The organism is Pseudomonas sp. TMW 2.1634 (assembly GCF_001703595.1).
In the GTDB taxonomy this organism is placed as follows: Bacteria; Pseudomonadota; Gammaproteobacteria; order Pseudomonadales; family Pseudomonadaceae; genus Aquipseudomonas; species Aquipseudomonas fragi.
Map to the genome: position 1 here is coordinate 2,668,645 of NZ_CP016849.1, position 18,189 is coordinate 2,686,833.

General features: G+C 59.9%; 19 protein-coding genes. 6 read left to right on the top strand and 13 right to left on the bottom strand.

Annotation, left to right across the window (positions count from 1 at the left end; genetic code table 11):
- Positions 1–9 precede the first annotated feature (9 nt).
- Positions 10–630, top strand: a complete 621-nt coding sequence (locus BFC21_RS12650) for an energy transducer TonB (protein WP_095004647.1) — start codon at positions 10–12, stop codon at positions 628–630.
- On the opposite strand, the gene BFC21_RS12655 is transcribed toward BFC21_RS12650, so the two are convergent.
- The 5 genes from BFC21_RS12655 to ppc form a co-directional block, all read right to left on the bottom strand.
- A complete protein-coding gene (locus BFC21_RS12655; RefSeq protein WP_177342608.1) occupies positions 627–1,487 on the bottom strand; it encodes a DUF72 domain-containing protein in 861 nt (286 codons plus the stop codon). The two genes, BFC21_RS12650 and BFC21_RS12655, sit on opposite strands and share 4 nt — an antisense overlap.
- 7 nt (positions 1,488–1,494) lie before the next feature.
- Complete coding sequence (locus BFC21_RS12660) at positions 1,495–1,779, bottom strand: hypothetical protein (protein ID WP_016781958.1); 285 nt, start codon at positions 1,777–1,779, stop codon at positions 1,495–1,497.
- Positions 1,780–1,949: 170 nt separating this feature from the next.
- The gene (tsaB, locus tag BFC21_RS12665; RefSeq protein ID WP_088378028.1) at positions 1,950–2,633 is read right to left on the bottom strand and encodes a tRNA (adenosine(37)-N6)-threonylcarbamoyltransferase complex dimerization subunit type 1 TsaB; all 684 of its coding nucleotides are present in this window, start codon (positions 2,631–2,633) and stop codon (positions 1,950–1,952) included.
- 95 nt (positions 2,634–2,728) lie between these two features.
- Complete coding sequence (gene adk, locus BFC21_RS12670; RefSeq protein WP_016781956.1) at positions 2,729–3,376, bottom strand: adenylate kinase; 648 nt, start codon at positions 3,374–3,376, stop codon at positions 2,729–2,731.
- A 286-nt stretch (positions 3,377–3,662) separates the two neighbouring features.
- Positions 3,663–6,293, bottom strand: coding sequence for a phosphoenolpyruvate carboxylase (gene ppc, locus BFC21_RS12675; RefSeq protein ID WP_088378029.1), 2,631 nt, complete (start codon positions 6,291–6,293; stop codon positions 3,663–3,665).
- A gap of 271 nt (positions 6,294–6,564) precedes the next feature.
- On the opposite strand from ppc, the gene BFC21_RS12680 reads away from it, so the two are divergent.
- On the top strand, positions 6,565–6,978 hold the full coding sequence (locus tag BFC21_RS12680) for a DUF4398 domain-containing protein (RefSeq protein WP_016781954.1): 414 nt from the start codon (positions 6,565–6,567) through the stop codon (positions 6,976–6,978).
- Between the two features lie 66 nt (positions 6,979–7,044).
- Complete coding sequence (locus tag BFC21_RS12685) at positions 7,045–7,824, top strand: OmpA family protein (RefSeq protein ID WP_088378030.1); 780 nt, start codon at positions 7,045–7,047, stop codon at positions 7,822–7,824.
- Positions 7,825–7,987: 163 nt separating this feature from the next.
- Here BFC21_RS12685 and BFC21_RS12690 read toward each other — a convergent pair whose 3' ends face one another.
- From BFC21_RS12690 to prfB, 7 genes are all read right to left on the bottom strand, one after another.
- On the bottom strand, positions 7,988–8,314 hold the full coding sequence (locus tag BFC21_RS12690) for a hypothetical protein (protein ID WP_088378031.1): 327 nt from the start codon (positions 8,312–8,314) through the stop codon (positions 7,988–7,990).
- Positions 8,307–9,221 carry an alpha/beta hydrolase gene (locus tag BFC21_RS12695; protein WP_120266195.1) on the bottom strand — a complete coding sequence of 305 codons (915 nt, stop codon included), beginning with the start codon at positions 9,219–9,221 and terminating at the stop codon, positions 8,307–8,309. Before BFC21_RS12695 ends, BFC21_RS12690 begins: the two co-directional genes overlap by 8 nt.
- 117 nt (positions 9,222–9,338) lie before the next feature.
- Positions 9,339–10,616: a flavohemoglobin expression-modulating QEGLA motif protein gene (locus BFC21_RS12700; protein WP_095004651.1), complete on the bottom strand. Its 1,278-nt coding sequence runs from the start codon at positions 10,614–10,616 to the stop codon at positions 9,339–9,341.
- 25 nt (positions 10,617–10,641) lie between these two features.
- Positions 10,642–11,190, bottom strand: a complete 549-nt coding sequence (locus tag BFC21_RS12705) for a hypothetical protein (RefSeq protein WP_088378034.1) — start codon at positions 11,188–11,190, stop codon at positions 10,642–10,644.
- Between the two features lie 12 nt (positions 11,191–11,202).
- Positions 11,203–11,919: a TetR/AcrR family transcriptional regulator gene (locus BFC21_RS12710; protein WP_095004652.1), complete on the bottom strand. Its 717-nt coding sequence runs from the start codon at positions 11,917–11,919 to the stop codon at positions 11,203–11,205.
- 225 nt (positions 11,920–12,144) lie between these two features.
- Positions 12,145–13,647 carry a lysine--tRNA ligase gene (gene lysS, locus BFC21_RS12715; RefSeq protein WP_088378036.1) on the bottom strand — a complete coding sequence of 501 codons (1,503 nt, stop codon included), beginning with the start codon at positions 13,645–13,647 and terminating at the stop codon, positions 12,145–12,147.
- A 112-nt stretch (positions 13,648–13,759) separates the two neighbouring features.
- Positions 13,760–14,855 (bottom strand): peptide chain release factor 2 gene (gene prfB / locus BFC21_RS12720; RefSeq protein WP_106115744.1). Its coding sequence is split into 2 segments (ribosomal slippage): positions 13,760–14,782 and positions 14,784–14,855, totalling 1,095 coding nucleotides; the frame shifts between segments, so codons are not numbered across the junction.
- 363 nt (positions 14,856–15,218) lie between these two features.
- Here prfB and BFC21_RS12725 point away from each other — a divergent pair.
- From BFC21_RS12725 to BFC21_RS12735, 3 genes are all read left to right on the top strand, one after another.
- Positions 15,219–15,806: a gamma-glutamyltransferase gene (locus BFC21_RS12725; protein ID WP_162939326.1), complete on the top strand. Its 588-nt coding sequence runs from the start codon at positions 15,219–15,221 to the stop codon at positions 15,804–15,806.
- A 236-nt stretch (positions 15,807–16,042) separates the two neighbouring features.
- Positions 16,043–16,264, top strand: coding sequence for a hypothetical protein (locus tag BFC21_RS12730; protein WP_143519044.1), 222 nt, complete (start codon positions 16,043–16,045; stop codon positions 16,262–16,264).
- Positions 16,265–16,279: 15 nt separating this feature from the next.
- The gene (locus BFC21_RS12735; RefSeq protein ID WP_088378037.1) at positions 16,280–16,921 is read left to right on the top strand and encodes a riboflavin synthase subunit alpha; all 642 of its coding nucleotides are present in this window, start codon (positions 16,280–16,282) and stop codon (positions 16,919–16,921) included.
- A 248-nt stretch (positions 16,922–17,169) separates the two neighbouring features.
- Here the strand turns inward: BFC21_RS12735 and BFC21_RS12740 are convergent, their stop codons facing one another.
- Complete coding sequence (locus tag BFC21_RS12740) at positions 17,170–18,171, bottom strand: PleD family two-component system response regulator (protein ID WP_088378038.1); 1,002 nt, start codon at positions 18,169–18,171, stop codon at positions 17,170–17,172.
- Between the last annotated feature and the right edge of the window lie 18 nt (positions 18,172–18,189).

Genomic DNA, 18,189 nt, shown 5'->3' on the forward strand with positions numbered 1-18,189 from the left:
CCGAGAGCCATGTCAGACATTCATTCCGCATCTATCGGCTTTATTGCGCCCATTGGCGACTTTGGCCGACACAATTCGCAGATAACAGGCAGCGTCAATCACCTGTGGAAGGACTTCTATGCCCAGGCGTTGTCAGAACAGTCCGGTGCTGACGATTTTGCGGCGCTCGATATCGCACCCGCCGCCAAGGATGAAAAGACCGAGCCTCGCGGTGGTAGCGAGGTGCTGGGCACTATCGTCACCCAGCGCCATTGCGAAGTTCAGGACACCGAGCTGCGCCCGCCGCAAGCCCTGTTTCTGCCTATTGCCGAATTCGAACTGGACTTGCTGCCGCCGCCAGCAGTGCCCTACCCGCCGGAAGAAATCATCGCTCAACAGCATCAGCAGGATTTCACCGCGACCTGGGTGCGGCCGTTGGTCATGGCTCAGGGCCATCCGCTGCCTGATCCGGGACCGGGACCTGAACCCCGCCCTCTACATCTGCCAATTGCCGAGTTCGAGACGGACCTGCTGCCACCGCCCGCCGAACCCTTCGATGCCATGACCCTGATCGAGCAACAACGGGCGATGGACTTCGACCTGGGCTGGGCGCGACCGCTGGTGGTCAATAACCTGCGCCTGGCGGCTTAAAGCAAACCCAGTTGTTCACGGCTTTGCGGCGGATGCAGCTCGGGCAGTGCCGGCAGCCCCGGTAACCTTTCACTCAATTGCTGATGAAAGCGCCGCGCCAGTTCCGGTGCGCGGTGATTGTCCGGCGTGTGTAAAAACACATACGGGGTGCGCCCTTCCTCGATCCAGCCCGCGACTTTTTCAACCCAGGGCAACAAGTAAGGGTCGTTGGCTTCAAGCTCCGGGCGGCCAATAAAACGCACCTGCGGCCACTGTGTGAAGGCCGCCGGTCGCGGTGGCACTCGCGGCTTTTTCGATTGGGCGTGGCGCACCGCAGGGTCGCTCGAATCGCAGCTGAACAGTGCCCGAGGATCAAGACAGATACGCTCGACCCCACGATCCATCAGCAAGCGGTTGAGCAAGCGCTCGGCATCGCCTTTGGCAAAGAACTCCGGGTGACGCACTTCAATCGCCAGCGGCCGCTGCAGGGCGTCCATAAAGCTCACCAGCTCGGCCAGGCGCTGTGGCCCGAAGCTGGCCGGCAGTTGTAGCCAAAACGGCGCCACACGCCCCCCAAGGGGCTGCAACAGTTGCAGGAAGTCTTCGGCTGCGTGCAATTGCCCACGCAAATCACCGCCGTGGCTGATATCCCTCGGAAACTTGGCTGTCAGGCGAAAGTGTTCGGGCAGGCTGTGCGCCCAGCGCTGCACCGTGGTTGGCGCCGGGCGGGCATAGAAAGTGGTGTTGCCTTCAACGGCATTGAAGACCTGCGCATACAGGCTCAGAAAATCCGCCGGGCGGGCGTTTTGCGGGTACAGGCCTTCGCGCCAGGCGTTTTCACTCCAGGACGGGCAACCCAGGTAGTAAGGAAGCTCAATCATGGGCTCAGATATACAGATCCAGCCCCAGCACTTCCTGCTCCCAGTCAACAAAGCCTGCGGTGCTCAGGTAGCTGGCAAGGGCACTGGCCGCGCTTTTGCTCATGGCTCGCTGGAAGATCATGTCTTGCGAACGCACCGGCAACTGGCTGATGCGCTCGCCGGAGGAGGTGCGGGGGGTGTGCTCGGGCGCGGCTTGCGTGTCTTCAACCGACTCATCAACCACCGCCTGACCTTTACGCGGTTTGCGCTTGATGGGGTAGGACTGGGAAGAAAAGCCGTCAATGCGCATGGCTGCATGCTCAGGGGGGATAATTACAATTTAGCGGCGCAGGCCAGACTAAGCAAATCCCCTGTAGGGACATCCCCCTGTGGGAGCGGGCTTGCTCGCGATGGCCGCACCGCGATTTGCCTGATAGACCGCGGCGATACCATTCCTTCGGCAGCGGCTACAAAAGCGGATCAAACACCGCGTTCGGCTTTTGTAGCCGCAACCTTGTCACGCAGGTACACCGGCTGGGCGTCATCGGCGCGGATGGCCTCGCCACGGTCCCAGGCAAAGCGGGCCAGGGTCAGCAGGTCTTCGGCGTGGGGCAACATGCCCGCATCCATCGCGTAAGGCTTGACGTTCAAACGCTCGGCATAACCCCAGCCCGTGCCCGCGCCATACCAGTCGCCTGTGGCGCCATCGGGCAAGGCCGCAGCTTCAGGCGCCAGTACCGCTTCGGCACCTTGCAGACGCATCTCACCCGCCTCTTCGCGATAGCAACCCCAGTACACCTCGTCCATGCGCGCATCAATGGCTGCGACCACCTGGGTGGCGCCGTGTTCGCGGTGCGCACGCTGAGCCAGGACCGCCAGGTTGGAAATCGGCAATACCGGGCGCTCCAGCGCAAAGGCCAGGCCCTGCACCACGCCAATGGCGATACGCACGCCGGTAAAGGCACCCGGCCCGCGACCGAAGGCAATGGCCTCGACCGCCGCCAGCTCGACACCCGCCGCCGCCAGCAGGTCCTTGATCATCGGTAACAGCTTTTGCGCATGCAGGCGCGGGATCACCTCGTAGTGGCTCGTAACCTTGCCATCGTGCAACAAGGCAACTGAGCAAGCTTCAGTCGCGGTATCCAGGGCCAGCAAGGTGGTCATCGGTGTTCCCGTCAGAATCAGAATTGAAAAAAGTGCAGCAGTATAAACAACAACAGCCCGCAAGCGGGCTGTTGTCATGAGGCAAAATCGACTTCTCAGCTCAGTGCTTCAAGCACCTTGGCCGTGATCGATTCTACCGAGCCAACGCCTTCAACGTGGCTGTACTTGGGCTTGCCCTGGGCAGCGGCCAGCTTCTGGTAGAAGTCCACCAGCGGCTTGGTTTGCGAATGGTAAACCGACAGGCGGTGACGAACGGTTTCTTCGGTATCGTCCTTGCGCTGTACCAGGTCTTCGCCGGTCACATCGTCCTTGCCTGCAACCTTTGGCGGGTTGTAGACGGTGTGGTACACGCGGCCCGAGGCTTCGTGTACGCGACGGCCAGCAATACGCTGGACGATCTCTTCGTCTTCAACGGCGATTTCCAGCACGTGGTCCAGCTCGACACCGGCTTTGACCAGCGCTTCAGCTTGCGGGATGGTGCGCGGGAAACCGTCGAACAGGAAACCGTTGACGCAATCCGGCTGAGCAATGCGCTCTTTCACCAGGTTGATGATCAGGTCATCGGAAACCAGGCCGCCGCTGTCCATCACGCCTTTGGCGATCAGGCCCAGTTCGGTGCCGGCTTTAACGGCTGCACGCAACATGTCGCCGGTGGAGATTTGCGGGATGCCAAATTTTTCAGTGATGAACTTTGCCTGAGTACCTTTACCGGCCCCGGGAGCTCCCAGCAGAATGACGCGCATCGATGTGCTCCTCAAATTTTTTATTTAAATGACAACAGATTCGCCTCTTTGGGCCAATCTCAAAATCGGGTTCTGGCCATCAAAACGGCCAAGGGCTGATCAAGATACACAGCAGGCCCGGCCCACACAAGCCGCCCAAAGTAGGAAAAATTACAGCCAAACGGGCCTGTGCGGCCGGGTGTCACAGGTCGCAACCCCACAATAAAGTGTCGCGCCCGCACAGGGGTCGGCACCAGGCCTGCCCTGTGCCTGCCTGCTCTGGCGCGACATTTGCCGCCGTTTTACCCTAGCCGGTGTTGCGCAAGCCGGCCGCGATTCCGGCCACAGTCACCAGCAACGCTTGTTCCAGAGGGCTGTCCTGTGCCGCTTGCTGACGTCGCGACCGCGCCAGCAACTCGGCCTGCAATAGATGAAGAGGGTCCAGGTAAGTGTTGCGCAAACGGATGAACTCAAGCGTCTCCGGGCTATGAGCCATCAATTGAGCCTGACCGGTCAAGCCCAGCACCACCGAGCACGCCTGCGACAATAAGTCGCGTAAGTGCGCACCCAACGGCAGCAGTTCCGGGCTCACCAGACGCTCGTCGTAGAGCCGGGCGATATCGGCATCGGCCTTGGCCAGCACCATCTCCAGCATGTCGATACGGGTGCGGAAAAACGGCCACTGCTCGCGCATTTGTGCCAACTGCTCCCCTTCGCCCCGTGCCAGTGCCTGACTCAGGGCGGTCTCCCAGCCCAGCCAGGCGGGTAGCATCAGGCGGGTCTGGGTCCAGCCGAAAATCCACGGGATGGCCCGCAGGCTTTCAATCCCCCCTGCCCGGCGCTTGGCCGGCCGGCTGCCCAACGGCAAGCGGCCCAGCTCCTGCTCCGGGGTGGACTGGCGGAAGTACTCGACGAACTGCGGATTGTCCCGTACCACGCCACGGTAGGCGGCGACGCCGTCCGCGGCCAACTCATCCATCAGCGCCCGCCAGCCCGGCTCCGGCAAGGGCGGCGGCAGCAAGGTGGCTTCCAGGACTGCGGCCAGATACAGGTTGAGATTTTGCTCGGCAATGTCCGGCAGGCCGAATTTGAAGCGGATCATTTCGCCCTGCTCGGTGGTGCGGAAACGCCCCGCCACCGAGCCCGGCGGCTGCGACAGGATAGCCGCGTGAGCCGGGCCACCGCCGCGCCCCACGGTACCGCCGCGACCATGAAACAACAGCAGCTCGACACCTTGCTCACGGCAGATATTGACCAGGGCTTCCTGCGCCCGGTATTGCGCCCAGGCGGCCGCCGTGGTGCCGGCATCCTTGGCCGAATCGGAATAACCGATCATCACTTCCTGCGGGCCTTGCAGATGGGCACGATAGCCCGGCAACAACAGCAGGCGCTCGACCACCGGCCCGGCATTGTCCAGGTCAGCCAGGGTTTCGAACAGCGGTACAACCCGCATCGGCCGTACCAGCCCGGCCTCCTTGAGCAACAGTTGCACCGCCAGTACATCGGAAGCAGCACCTGCCATCGAAATCACATAGGAACCCAGCGAGGCCCCCGGTGCGGCTGCCACTTCGCGGCAGGTGGCCAGCACTTCGGCGGTGTCGGCACCCGGCTTGAAGTAGCCGGGCAACAGCGGCCGGCGATTCTTCAATTCGCGTATCAGGAAGGTCAGGCGCGCTTCTTCGTCCCAGTCCTCATAGCGGCCCAGGCCCAGGTAATCGGTGATTTCAGTCATGGCCGAGGCATGGCGGGCAGCGTCCTGGCGCACATCGAGGCGCACCAGGAACAGGCCGAAGGTCACCGCCCGGCGCAGAAAGTCCAACAACGGGCCATCAGCAATCACCCCCATGCCACAGGCATGCAAGGACTGATAACAAAGTTGCAACGGCGCCAGCAGCTCGCGGTTGTCCTGCAGCACTTCGGGCGGTGCCGCCTGGCTGCTGTGCAAGGCGCTATGGGCCCAGCTGCGCGTCGCCCGCAGGCGTTCGCGCAGTTGCTTGAGCACGGCCCGATACGGTTCGGCACTGTCGCCTGCGGCGGCCAGCAGCTCGGCGCTGGCGTGTTGCATCGACAGATCGGCTGCCAGCTTGTCGAGATCGCGCAGGTACAGATCCGCGGCCATCCAGCGCGCCAGCAGCAGTACTTCACGGGTCACGCTGGCAGTGACATTGGGGTTGCCGTCGCGGTCGCCGCCCATCCAGGATGCAAAGCGGATCGGCGCTGCTTCCAGAGGTAAATGCAGGCCGGTGGCCGCATGCAGTGCTTTGTCGGCCTTGCGCAACATGTGCGGCACGGCGTGCCACAACGAATGCTCGATAACCGCAAAACCCCACTTGGCCTCATCGACAGGCGTGGGCCGGGTGCGGCGGATTTCTTCGGTATGCCAGGCCTCGGCAATCAGGCGCTGCAAGCGCTGCTGGATCTCGGATTTTTCTGCCAGGGTCAGGTCACGGTGGTCCTGGGCTGCCAGCTGTTCGGCGATGGCATCGTACTTTTGAATCAGCGTACGGCGGGTCACCTCAGTAGGGTGCGCGGTAAGCACCAGCTCGATCTCAAGGCGGCTGACCTGGCGCGCCAGCGACTGCGGGTCATGCCCTTCGGCCAGCAGACGTTCCAGCAGTTGCGGCAACACCAGCGCTTCGAAGGGTTGGGGCTGGCCTTCTTCGCGCCGGTGGATCAATTCGTACTGCTCGGCAATGTTGGCCAGGTTCAAAAACTGGTTAAAGGCCCGCGCCACGGGCAGCACTTCGTCATCGCCCAGGGCATCCAGAATCGCACTCAATTCCTCGCCCGTAGTGCCGCGCCGGTCGGCCTTTGCCCCCTTGCGAATCAGCTCGATCTTGGCGAGAAAAGCGTCGCCGTATTGGTCACGAATCGTATTACCCAACAGCTCACCCAGCAGGTGAACATCATCGCGCAAGCGTGCATCAATATCGGTCATCAGCAGTTTCTCCAGCAGGATCCGGGGACAGCTCGTGCCCCAAGAGTGCGTTGCAATCGCTGCCTGTGGCAAGCCACGGGGGTCGCAGATTTAAAAAAATGTGCTGACCAATCGGTCAAAAAAACTTTTAGGCCAAATGCCATCTTTTTTTGAACTATTCAAAAAACGCTTCGGTCACAGCCATTAACCATCACCGCTGGAACTCGTGTTCCAACACTCCGGGTGACCTTACCAGTCGTGATGGAATTTGCTGTTTTTAAGGAGCTTCCCAATGGAGTTGAAGACCATGATGACCCGCACTGTCAAAACCACCTCACCTCGCCTGCGCGGGCTAAAACTGGCTGCGCTGGCAATCGGCACCAGCTTCGTTCTGGCCGGTTGCGCTGGCAATCCACCTTCAGAGCAGTATGCCGTGACTCAATCGGCGGTGAATAACGCCGTGAGCGCAGGCGCTACTGAATATGCACCGGTGGAAATGAAATCGGCCCAGGACAAACTCAAGCAGGCCGAACTGGCCATGCATGACAAAAAATACGACGAAGCCCGTCGTCTGTCCGAACAAGCGGAGTGGGATGCTCGCGTAGCAGAGCGCAAGGCCCAGGCGGCGAAAGCCGAGAAGGCTGTTCAGGATGCTCAGAATGCCGTTCAGCAATTGCGTCAGGAAGGCATGCGCAGCGTTAAGTAAACGCGGCCCTTTTTTGACTGCATCTGGCGACACAGCATTCCAAATCGATAGAAAGGACTAAATATCATGCGCAATACAGTACTGATCCCTGCCCTGTTGGCCCTGAGCGTTGGCCTGGCGGCGTGCTCGCACCAGCCGAACGTCAACCTGGAAAACGCCAAGACCAACTTCTCGGCCCTGCAGACCAACCCTGAAGCGACCAAGGTGGCAGCCCTGGAAACCAAGGACGCCAGCGAATGGCTGGACAAGGCTGAAAAGGCTTACCTGAACAAGGAAGACGAATCCAAGGTTGACCAACTGGCCTACCTGACCAACCAGCGCGTTGAAGTGGCCAAGCAGACCATCGCGCTGCGTACCGCTGAAAACAACCTGAAAAACGCCGGTGCCGCCCGTAACCAGGCATTGCTCGATGCGCGTGATGCGCAAATCCAGCAACTCAAGGGCATGAACGCCAAGCAGACCGAGCGCGGCACGCTGGTGACCTTCGGTGATGTGCTGTTCCAGTTCGGCAAGGCAGACCTGCAACCCAACGGCATGCGCAATATCAACACCCTGGCCGAGTACCTGCTGCAGAACCCGGATCGCAAGGTGATTGTCGAGGGTTATACCGACAGCGTCGGCTCGGCGGCTTTCAACCAGACCCTGTCCGAGCGCCGTGCCGAATCGGTGCGTAATGCACTGGTGCGCAAAGGCGTAGACCCGACCCGCATCGTGGCCCAGGGCTATGGCAAGGAATACCCGGTGGCCAGCAACAGCACCGACTCTGGCCGCGCCCAGAACCGTCGTGTTGAAGTGACTATCTCCAACGACAACCAACCAGTAGCACCGCGCACCTCAATGCGCTAAGTGGTCATGAAAAAGCCCCGCCTGAGTGATCAGGCGGGGCTTTTTTTTGGCGCAAATATATCCACAACTGTGGGAGCGGGCTTGCTCGCGATGCAGACAGCACGGTTCGTCAGGCAAACCTAAGCGATTCCATCGCGAGCAAGCCCGCTCCCACAACAGAACGTTACTGCTCCAGCTTCGGCGCTTCCTGGCCCAGGCAGCGTACCGCCTGCTTCTTGTTGTTGACCAATACCCCGGTCAGACCTTTTTGTTCGGTGTCGAACAAGACGATGATGCCGTCGATGCACTGCGCCACCTGGTTGGCCGGCGTGAGCGAAACCTTATAGTCCTCCCCCGGGATGGTCTTGAGCATGGTGAAGTCGCTGAGCAGCAAGGCGTCCTCGGGTTTGGCAAAATGCAGGTATCCGTAGTACCACAGGGCGCCCACGGTGCCGATGATGCTGCAGATACCGGTAATGATCAGGGGAATAGCGTTGCGTTCTTCACTCATTGTTGGCTCTCGGTTCAAGTTCGGTGTTCGGTGACGCGGGGTAGTTGGCGATTTCGCCCAGGCGCCGCACGCCATTGAAGTGTTGCGGGTCTTCCAGGTAACGCAGCATTACCTGGCGCCAGGTCGGGTCGGCAAAGGTCTGTACATGGCCGCCACGGGTCAGTTGCAGCACCTTGGGCGGTGGCGCAGCCTGGTACAGGCGCAGGCCATTGGAAAGCGGCACGACGGGATCATCCAGGCTGTGGAAGATCAGCATCGGCGTGTCGCCCATGTTCGGCATCGCGTAAATGGCACTGTCGGCATCCGGCACCAGCCAGGACAGCGGCACTTGCAACGGCCAGGTCAGCCAGGAGGTGCTCAGGGCAAATTGCCCCACTTCGCGGTAACTGGCCGGCACGCCATCGAGCACCAGGGCCGTGATGCGCTCCCGCTGCTGCGGGTGCTCACTCAAATAATGAATACCCATCGCGCCGCCCAGGCTTTGCCCCAGCACAATCAGCGGCGACTCCCGGGTTTGAGGCTGGTGCTGCAACCAGTCGAAGGCGGCGTCGATGTCCTGGTACACCGCCGGCAGCCCCGGCGAGCCCTGGGACAGGCCATAACCGCGATAATCGAGCATCAGCACTTGATAGCCCTGCTCCGGCAACCAGGCCGTTGCGCCCAGGTGATAAGCCAGGTTGCCGCCATTGCCGTGCAGATGCAGCACCGTGCCCTTGAGTGGCACGCCTTTCTTGGCTGGCAGCCACCAACCGTGCAGGCGGGTGCCATCGGCGGCTGTCAGGGTGACATCGCGGTAGTCCAGGCCAGCGGCCGTCGGGGTGATCGGCTGGCCGGGCTCGGGGTAGAACAGCAGGGAGCTGCATCCGCTGAGGGTCAGCAGCAGGCAGAGTGCAGCCAGGGTTTTCATCAGAACGATTCGCCTGAACAGGTGAGTGTGGGAGCGGGCTTGCTCGCGATGACATCGGCGCGGTTCAAATGAAACACCGCAGCGCCTGCATCGCGAGCAAGCCCGCTCCCACAGGGTTCACAAAATGTTGGAGTAATCCGCTTCGATACGGTCAAGGCTCAAATGGTTGAGGAAGTTGCTGAAGCACATCCAGGCCGAGAGCGCGTTCATGTCGCGGAACTGGTCCGGCAGGTACTTGGGCGCTACCACCAGGCCTTCATCCACCAACTGGCGCAGGGTCCGCATGTCTTCCAGGGTGGTCTTGCCACAGAACAACAATGGCACTTGTTCCAGCTTGCCTTTACGCACGGCCAGCTGAATGTAGTTGTAAACCATGATGAAGCCCTTGAGGTAGGACAAGTCTTTGGTGAATGGCAGGCCAGTTGGCACCGATCCACGGAAAACCCGACTCGCGTTGCCATAACTTTCTGGCATCTCGAAGCCTTGCTCACGGAAGAATTCGTACACCTGCATAAAGTCCGCGCCCTCCTCCACCATGTGGATGGCCCGGGTACGGTTGGTCAGTTTGCGCAACCGGCTGGGGTAGGAGGCAAAGGTGATGATTTCCATCAGGATCGCCAGGCCTTCCTGGGTCACGGTGGACGATGGCGGCCCCTTGGACAGGAAGGTGCAAATCGGCTGGTTCAGGCCATTGAGCGTGGTGCCCACATGCACCAGCCCTTCGTGGACCTCCAGCGCCCGCACATCACGTTCGTTGAACATCGCATCGGTACGGATCTTGATGTAGTCGGCGCCCGCCGCCGCGTCCGCAACAATACCGTCGGACTCGAATACCCGAATGGTTTCTTCGGCCTCGCCAAACACCTTGTTCAAACGGCTTTGCAGCAAGTTGACCGCATCCTTGGCAGTCAGGGTCTTGGCTTCGTCCTTGAGCGCGCCGCGCCCGTCGATATTGTCCAGGTAGTCGGACATCATCAGGCCCAAATCGGCAAGAGTCGGGTCACCGGCATGGAACGCATCGGAAGCGGCGCCGTACAGCTCCTGGGAGATCAGCCCGAAATCTTCGGTGCCACGGGCTTCGAGCATGCGCACGACCATACGGTATTCCTTGCACATGCGCCGCATGATCTGCCCGACCGGGTTGAACTGCCCCAACTGGCGGGTGATATCGCGCTCGATGCTCTGGAATTCGGACTTAACCGCCGCTGAATCGAAGGTCAGCGGCCGGCCCAGGTAATAGTCGCGGTCGACCGCCGGCATGGCCTTGCCCTTGGCCTTTAAAAAGCCCTGGCGGATGCTGTCGTCCCACTTGACCGCATCCAGCACGCGGATCGGGGTTTGTGCCAGCACGATGCGGTCAGACAAGGTGCGTATCGTGCGCTGGTAGTCGTCCACCGGCAGCTTCCTTTAATTAAGAGCGTTACTTGGCCACACGTTTATAGCGGGCCGCTTCGACAAAGACGTCGGAATTGGCCGGGTCGTCCAGGTAGGCAAAGACTTCAGCCGACGGGCTTTTGATCAGGGTGCCGGTGCCTTCGGGGGTTTCCACCGGCTCCCCCCTCAACACGGACTGGCCGACAGCCTGCTTGACCTGGTCAAGATCCAGATCATAGATCACCAGTTCACCGTTGTCGGTCAGCTCAAAACCGCTGAGGGTATGGTTGCCGCCCAGTTTGGCCGGTATCGCAGCCGAGGCATACCAGCGGCTGCCGTGGCGGGCAACGATAAAGATATAACGTTCACGCGCCTTGGGTTCGCCCTTGGGGTAGACCACGGCCTGATAACGGGTTTTGTCGATGGCACTGATTTCAAGCGTGCGCGCCTGACCCCAGGCATCCTTGCTCACCCACTTGCCCAGCAGCTGTTTGGGCGCGGGCTGTGCCTCGATCGGTGCCTGGCTAAAGGTCACCAGACAGCCATTCAACATCAAAAATGACACTGCCAAAAGCATCACGCGCCAAGCTTTCATGCCTGCATCCTTCTATAGAGCGGCCAACACCAAGTGCATGTAACGCGTAAGAATAGCCAGCCGGTCGTCATCCGCCTCGGGCTGCGCGCCATCAAGTAGGGCCTGATATTCCATCCGACCGATAATCGCCGTCAAGACTTTGGCATCCTGGTGCGGTTGGGTGGAGCCTAGCACTTCGAAGATTTGCCCGGCGCCCTGCAGGAAGATCTGCTGATGGGCACGCACCAGCACCGCCAGCCGGGGGTTGATCAGTGCTGCCTGATGAAAGGCTTGCTCGGCCATCAACTGGTCGCGACGGGTGAGCATTTGATGCTGAAGGTAATCGGCGGTCATACGGGCGATGTCATCGGCGAGCAACGCCCGCGCCCGGGGGCTGCCATCGCCCTGGGCCATCATTTCCCGCAACTTGCCTTCGGTGCCCTGCCACAGTTTGGCCATAAAGGCGGCGCTGCGTTCTACATACTGGGCGAAGGTATCGTTGATCAGATCGTCGATGTCCTTGAAGTAGTAAGTGGTCGCCGACAGCGGCACCCCGGCTTCAGCCGCCACGGCCCGATGGCGCACACCGCGCACGCCATCGCGCACGACAATGCGCATGGCAGCATCGAGGATCAGCTGGCGACGCTGCTCGCTGCCATGCCGGCTGGCCTTGCGGCCCTGATACTCAACACTTTGCGCGAGCGCGACCGCGACATTGGCTGCGCCCTGGGAAGACCTGACGAGGCTCACGGAAAAATCCTTTTAATGTTGATAGTGATCTTGTAGCAGCTGCCGCAGGCTGCGTCCGGCTGCGCAGCAGTCGTAAAACAGCAATGCACGGTTTACCTGATGCACCGCGCAACCTGTATTTGCGATGGCTTCGCCATCGAACGCAGCCTTCGGCAGCTGCTACGCACGGGCATGTATCAGGGCAATAAAAAGCCGCCTTTAACGGCGGCTTCTTATTTTGCATCGTTACGCTTGTGGGCGCATGTGCGGGAACAGGATCACGTCGCGAATCGACGGTGAGTTGGTCAACAACATCACCAAGCGGTCGATACCGATACCTTCACCGGCAGTCGGCGGCATGCCGTATTCCAGGGCACGTACGAAGTCTGCGTCATAGTGCATCGCTTCGTCGTCGCCGGCGTCCTTGTCCGCAACCTGCGCCATAAAGCGCTCGGCCTGGTCTTCGGCATCGTTGAGCTCGGAGTAGGCGTTGGCGATTTCACGGCCACCGATAAACAGCTCGAAACGGTCAGTAACGTTCGGGTTCTCGTCGTTGCGACGGGCCAGCGGCGACACCTCGAACGGGTACTGGGTAATGAAGTGCGGCTGTTCCAGCTTGTGCTCGACCAGCTCTTCGAAAATCATCACCTGCAGCTTGCCCAGACCTTCGAAGCCCAGCACCTTGGCGCCGGCTTTCTTGGCGATGGCGCGAGCCTTGTCGATGTCGTTCAGGTCGTCGGCAGTCAGCTCGGGGTTGTACTTGAGGATCGAGTCGAATACCGACAGGCGCACAAACGGTTCGCCAAAGTGGAACACCTTGTCGCCGTACGGTACGTCGGTCGTGCCCAGAACCAACTGCGCCAGCTCACGGAACAGTTCTTCGGTCAGGTCCATGTTGTCTTCGTAGTCGGCGTAAGCCTGGTAGAACTCCAACATGGTGAATTCAGGGTTGTGACGAGTCGAAACGCCTTCGTTACGGAAGTTGCGGTTGATCTCGAACACTTTTTCAAAACCACCCACCACCAGGCGCTTGAGGAACAGCTCCGGCGCGATGCGCAGGTACATGTCCATGTCCAGGGCATTGTGGTGTGTTTCAAACGGCTTGGCCGCAGCGCCACCCGGGATGGTTTGCAGCATCGGCGTTTCGACTTCCAGGAAGTCGCGGGCCATCAGGAAGCTGCGGATGTGGGCAATCACTTGCGAACGCACACGGAAGGTGTGGCGCACGTCTTCGTTGACGATCAGGTCAACGTAACGCTGGCGGTAGCGCTGCTCGGTGTCGGTCAGGCCGTGGTGCTTGTCCGGCAGTGGGCGCAGGGATTTGGTCAGCAGGCGCACGTTGGTCATTTCAACGTACAGGTCGCCCTTGCCGGAACGGGCCAGGGTGCCTTCGGCGGCAATGATGTCGCCCAGGTCCCAGGTTTTTACGGCGGCCAGGGTTTCTTCCGGCAGGGTCTTGCGGTTGACGTAGACCTGGATGCGACCGGTCATGTCCTGGATCACCATGAACGAGCCACGGTTAAGCATGATGCGACCAGCAACCTTGACCGGGATGGCGGCTTCAGCCAGCTCTTCCTTGGTCGCTTGCGCGTACTTCTTCTGCAGGTCGGCGCAGAGGCTGTCACGGCGGAAGTCATTCGGGAAGGCATTGCCCTTGGCGCGCTCGGCTGCAAGTTTTTCCTTGCGCAGGGCGATCAGGGCGTTTTCTTCCTGTTGCAGGTCTTGCGAATCGAGTTGTTGGTCGCTCATGTCTTTAAAAATTCCATCACAGGTTCGTTGCCCCCGCCTTGCGGCAGGGGGAAGCGGGCTTTGGCGCGCCCTTTGGGCATCGCTGCAGCTTCGCACACGTTTTGTTGCCGACTTACAGCCCTTGTTTCAGGCTGGCTACCAGGTATTCGTCGATATCGCCGTCGAGCACCTTGTCGCAGTCGCTGCGCTCGATGTTGGTACGCAAATCCTTGATCCGCGAGGCGTCGAGAACGTACGAGCGGATCTGATGACCCCAGCCGATGTCCGACTTGGTGTCTTCCAGGGCCTGGGAAGCGGCATTGCGCTTCTGGATTTCCTGCTCGTAAAGACGTGCCCGCAGCATTTTCATCGCGGTGTCTTTGTTCGCATGCTGGGAACGTTCGTTCTGGCAGCTCACCACGGTGTTGGTCGGAACGTGCGTGATACGAACGGCCGAGTCAGTGGTGTTTACGTGCTGACCACCGGCACCGGAAGAGCGATAGGTATCGATCCGCAGGTCCGAGGGGTTGATGTCGATTTCGATGTTGTCGTCGATTTCCGGCGAAACGAATACAGCCGAGAACGAGGTATGACGACGGTTGCCCGAGTCGTACGGGCTTTTGCGAACCAGACGATGGACGCCAATCTCGGTGCGCAACCAGCCAAATGCGTATTCGCCCTTGATGTGCACGGTTGCGCCCTTGATACCGGCAACTTCACCGGCGGACAGTTCCATGATGGTGGCATCGAAGCCGCGCTTGTCGGCCCAACGCAAATACATCCGCAACAGGATATTGGCCCAGTCTTGCGCTTCGGTGCCACCGGAGCCGGCCTGGATGTCCAGGTAAGCGTTGTTGGCATCCATCTCACCGCTGAACATGCGGCGGAATTCGAGTTTTTCAAGGGCTTCGCGCAGGCGTTCGACTTCAGCGGCCACGTCATCGACGGCGCCCTGGTCTTCTTCCTCGGCGGCCATCAGCAGCAGGTCCTTGGCATCGGCCAGGCCTGTGTGCATCTCATCGAGGGTTTCAACGATCTGCGCCAGCAGGGAGCGCTCACGCCCCAGCTCCTGGGCGTACGAAGGGTTGTTCCAGACACTCGGATCTTCAAGCTCGCGATTGACTTCGGTCAGACGCTCATGCTTTTGATCGTAGTCAAAGATACCTCCGAATGGTTTCGGAGCGCTCTGACAGGTCCTTGATGCTGTTAAGGATCGGGTTGATTTCCATGGCTGGCGGCACTCGTAGGCGATTTTTACAAAGCCGGGGAGTATACCGTAAACGAAGCGTATCAGCAGCCCGCCTGGCGGGGTTATGTCGCCTGTGACGACAGGCCGCGTGCACTCGGCCTGACAGGCAATTGGCCCTTGCCGACAAGAGGAACAGGGTGAACTTAAAGTCTGACCGCAAACGATGTGTGACAAACGAATATATTGCGTAGGAAAAGTTACTAACTTTAAAAGAAACAGACTACGAGCCAATTAATTGCACTTGAAAACAGACAACGCTATACCTCAATACGCCTGAGCAAACACCTACTGCTTGATACCCGTACGCCATATTCCAATAACCCATTATTCAATGGCAGCCACCATGTCCAACTTAGCCAGCGGTCATGTATTCGGTATTGCGACGCCCCACTTCAAGTCATCCATGATGGGCATGCAAGACTATCTGTTAACAGGCGCAGGGCCGGGCGCCGCCATAAGCGCGGCACTCTCATTGACCTATAACCTCCCGCACCTGTGCGGCCTGGGAGGGGATGCCATCATCATGCAGGCAAGCCCCGGCAACCTGGAGGTATTCAACGGCACGGGCGTAACAGGCACGCACCAGCACCACGACAACTATTTATATAAAGGCCTTGAATCAATCCCGCGACGAGGCATTTACAGCACCATGGTGTATGGCTGCCCCAGTGCCTATGAGCGGTATACACAGTTGCACGACATTGATTTGAACAGGGTATTTAAACATCTGCACGAACATGATTTAAAACATGGACTGATAACAACTGAAAGTTTATTGCAGGCATTCTACAGCAGCACCAAAGAACCCCAGATACACACCCGCTTTACGCACTGTTTCATTCAACGAACTGCCCGATCCAGACCGCCCTCGCCAGCCCGCGCTGTGCCAATCTGGGCCGTCACCCCAAGACCGGCGGCTTCACTTAATTAAGTGAAGCCGCCACAGGCAGATCCGGTCTTTACCTGGACCAACGACCTGTCCGACAAACTGGGGGGTGGTGCAACTGGCCGGCATCAACACCCTCAGCGGCCAGGTGTTCGCTGCAGCCGCCCCCCGCGGTAGTGGTGTGGCTCTGGCGGTATGAACATTCACGGCAGCGGCTCGCACCATGCCGCCCTCCTGACCGTCGCCAGCGCTTTTTTCAGGAGGTGCTGGATGCGACGATCATGATCGTAGCCATTATCCCCCTGGCCGATGATCTGGGCGCGAGAATCAGTGGCGTCACCCTGGCATTGGCCGCTTACCTGCTGGCCCTGGTGGTGTTCACCCCTGCGAGCGGGCATCTGTTCAAAACGCTCGGGCTTGCGCAACGCTTCCAGTGCGGCCTGCTGATTCTTTGCCTGGCATCACTGGCCTGCGCCAGTAGCCAGAACCTTTATGCTGCTTGAAAGGAGGAAAGCCTGATGTATACCGGCATTGTGCAAGGCACTGCCCGCGTTCTCTCCCTGCACAAGGAGACAGGGCACCAGAGGGTGGTACTGGTCCAGGGGTCGCCCCTGTTCGATAACATCGATATTGGCGCCAGCGTGTCGGTCAACGGCACATGCCTGACAGTGACCGCTTACTCGTCTGACAGCGCCACCTTCGATATCACCAATCGGACAGCGGAAATCACCACGCTTGAGCACCTGCGGGTGAATGACCGGGTCAATATCGAACGCTCCCACCGCGCTGGCGAAGAAAACGGCGGGCACGCGCTCTACGGCCACATTGAAAGCACCGCGCAGGTGGTGTCGTGGCAGCCACTGGGCGAAACCGTGAGCGCCGTTTTGCGGCTGGAATCGGCGACCTCGGCTTATGTGTTCGAGAAAGGGTTTATCGGCCTGCATGGCTGTAGCCTGACTGTTGACCGCCTGGATGAAGAGCGGCACACGGTCACGGTCAACCTGATCCCGCAAACCCTGGCCCTGACCAACTTGAGCGGCTTGCAGGTGGGTGACCGGGTTAATGTTGAAATAGACCAGACTACGCGAACGTTGGTGGATACCCTGCAACGAACGCTGGCTCGCCAGCGCGGCCGGCCAAGGGCTCTTCGTGGCAGCTGACGAGCGCAGCGAGGCTGCGGGACGTAGCCTCGTTCTACTCGTCAACTGCTACAGGTGCAGCGTGATCCGGGTGTGATTCTGTAGTCGCTGACGAGCGCAGCGAGGCTGCGTCCGGCTGCGTAGCAGTCGTAAACACAGGCGACTCACTCGTCCTGACACACCGCAATTGCCGGATTTGCCACCGCTCCGCGCTCGATCGCAGCCTCGCTGCGCTCCTCAGCGGCTACAGGTTTTGTGTAGTGCGCCCCCTACTCGATCCCCACCCGGTTACGGCCGTTTTTCTTGGCCAGGTAAAGCCCCTTGTCTGCCGCCGAAATCAGCTCGCGGCAGTTACTGCCCTGCTGCGGGGTCATGGTCGACAGGCCAATGCTGATGGTCAGGCTGGATCCCGCTGTCGGCGAAATATGCGGGATTTTCATCGCCTCAACCGCCATGCGCAGTTTTTCCGCTACCAGCCGCGCTCCGCCCTGGGAGGTGTTGGGCAGCACGATGGCAAACTCCTCACCACCATAACGGGCCGGCAAGTCCGATGGCCGGCTGCTGGCATCCCGGATGGCTGCAGCCACCTTGCGCAACGCTTCATCACCGTCCAGATGACCGAAGGAGTCATTGTAGGATTTGAAGTAATCGACATCGATCATCAACAACGACAACTGGGTCTGCTCACGCATGGCACGACGCCATTCCAGTTCGAGGTATTCATCGAAGTGACGGCGATTGGACAGCCCGGTCAGGCCATCGGAGTTCATCAGCCGTTGCAGCACCAGATTGGTATCCAGCAACTGCTGCTGGCTGACCCGCAGCGCACGGTAGGCCGCATCACGCTGCAACAGCGTCATGTAGGAGCGCGAGTGATAGCGGATGCGCGCCACCAGTTCGATGTTGTCCGGCAGTTTCACCAGGTAATCATTGGCCCCGGCCGAAAACGCCGCGCTTTTGATCAGCGGGTCTTCTTTGGTGGACAACACGATAATCGGGATATTTTGCGTCGCCGGGTGGTTGCGGTATTCACGGACCAGGCTCAAGCCATCCAGCCCCGGCATCACCAGGTCCTGCAAAATCACCGTCGGCTTGATGCGGATGGCCTGGGCAATGGCCTGGTGCGGGTCCGCACAAAAGTGAAAATCAATGTTCTGTTCAAGGGCCAACCCTCGGCGCACGGCTTCGCCGATCATTGCCTGATCGTCTACCAGCAACACCATGGCCGCGTTTTCATCAGTTTTAACGTCGTCCAACTGCAAGTCGCTCATGCGCGTTCACCTGAATTA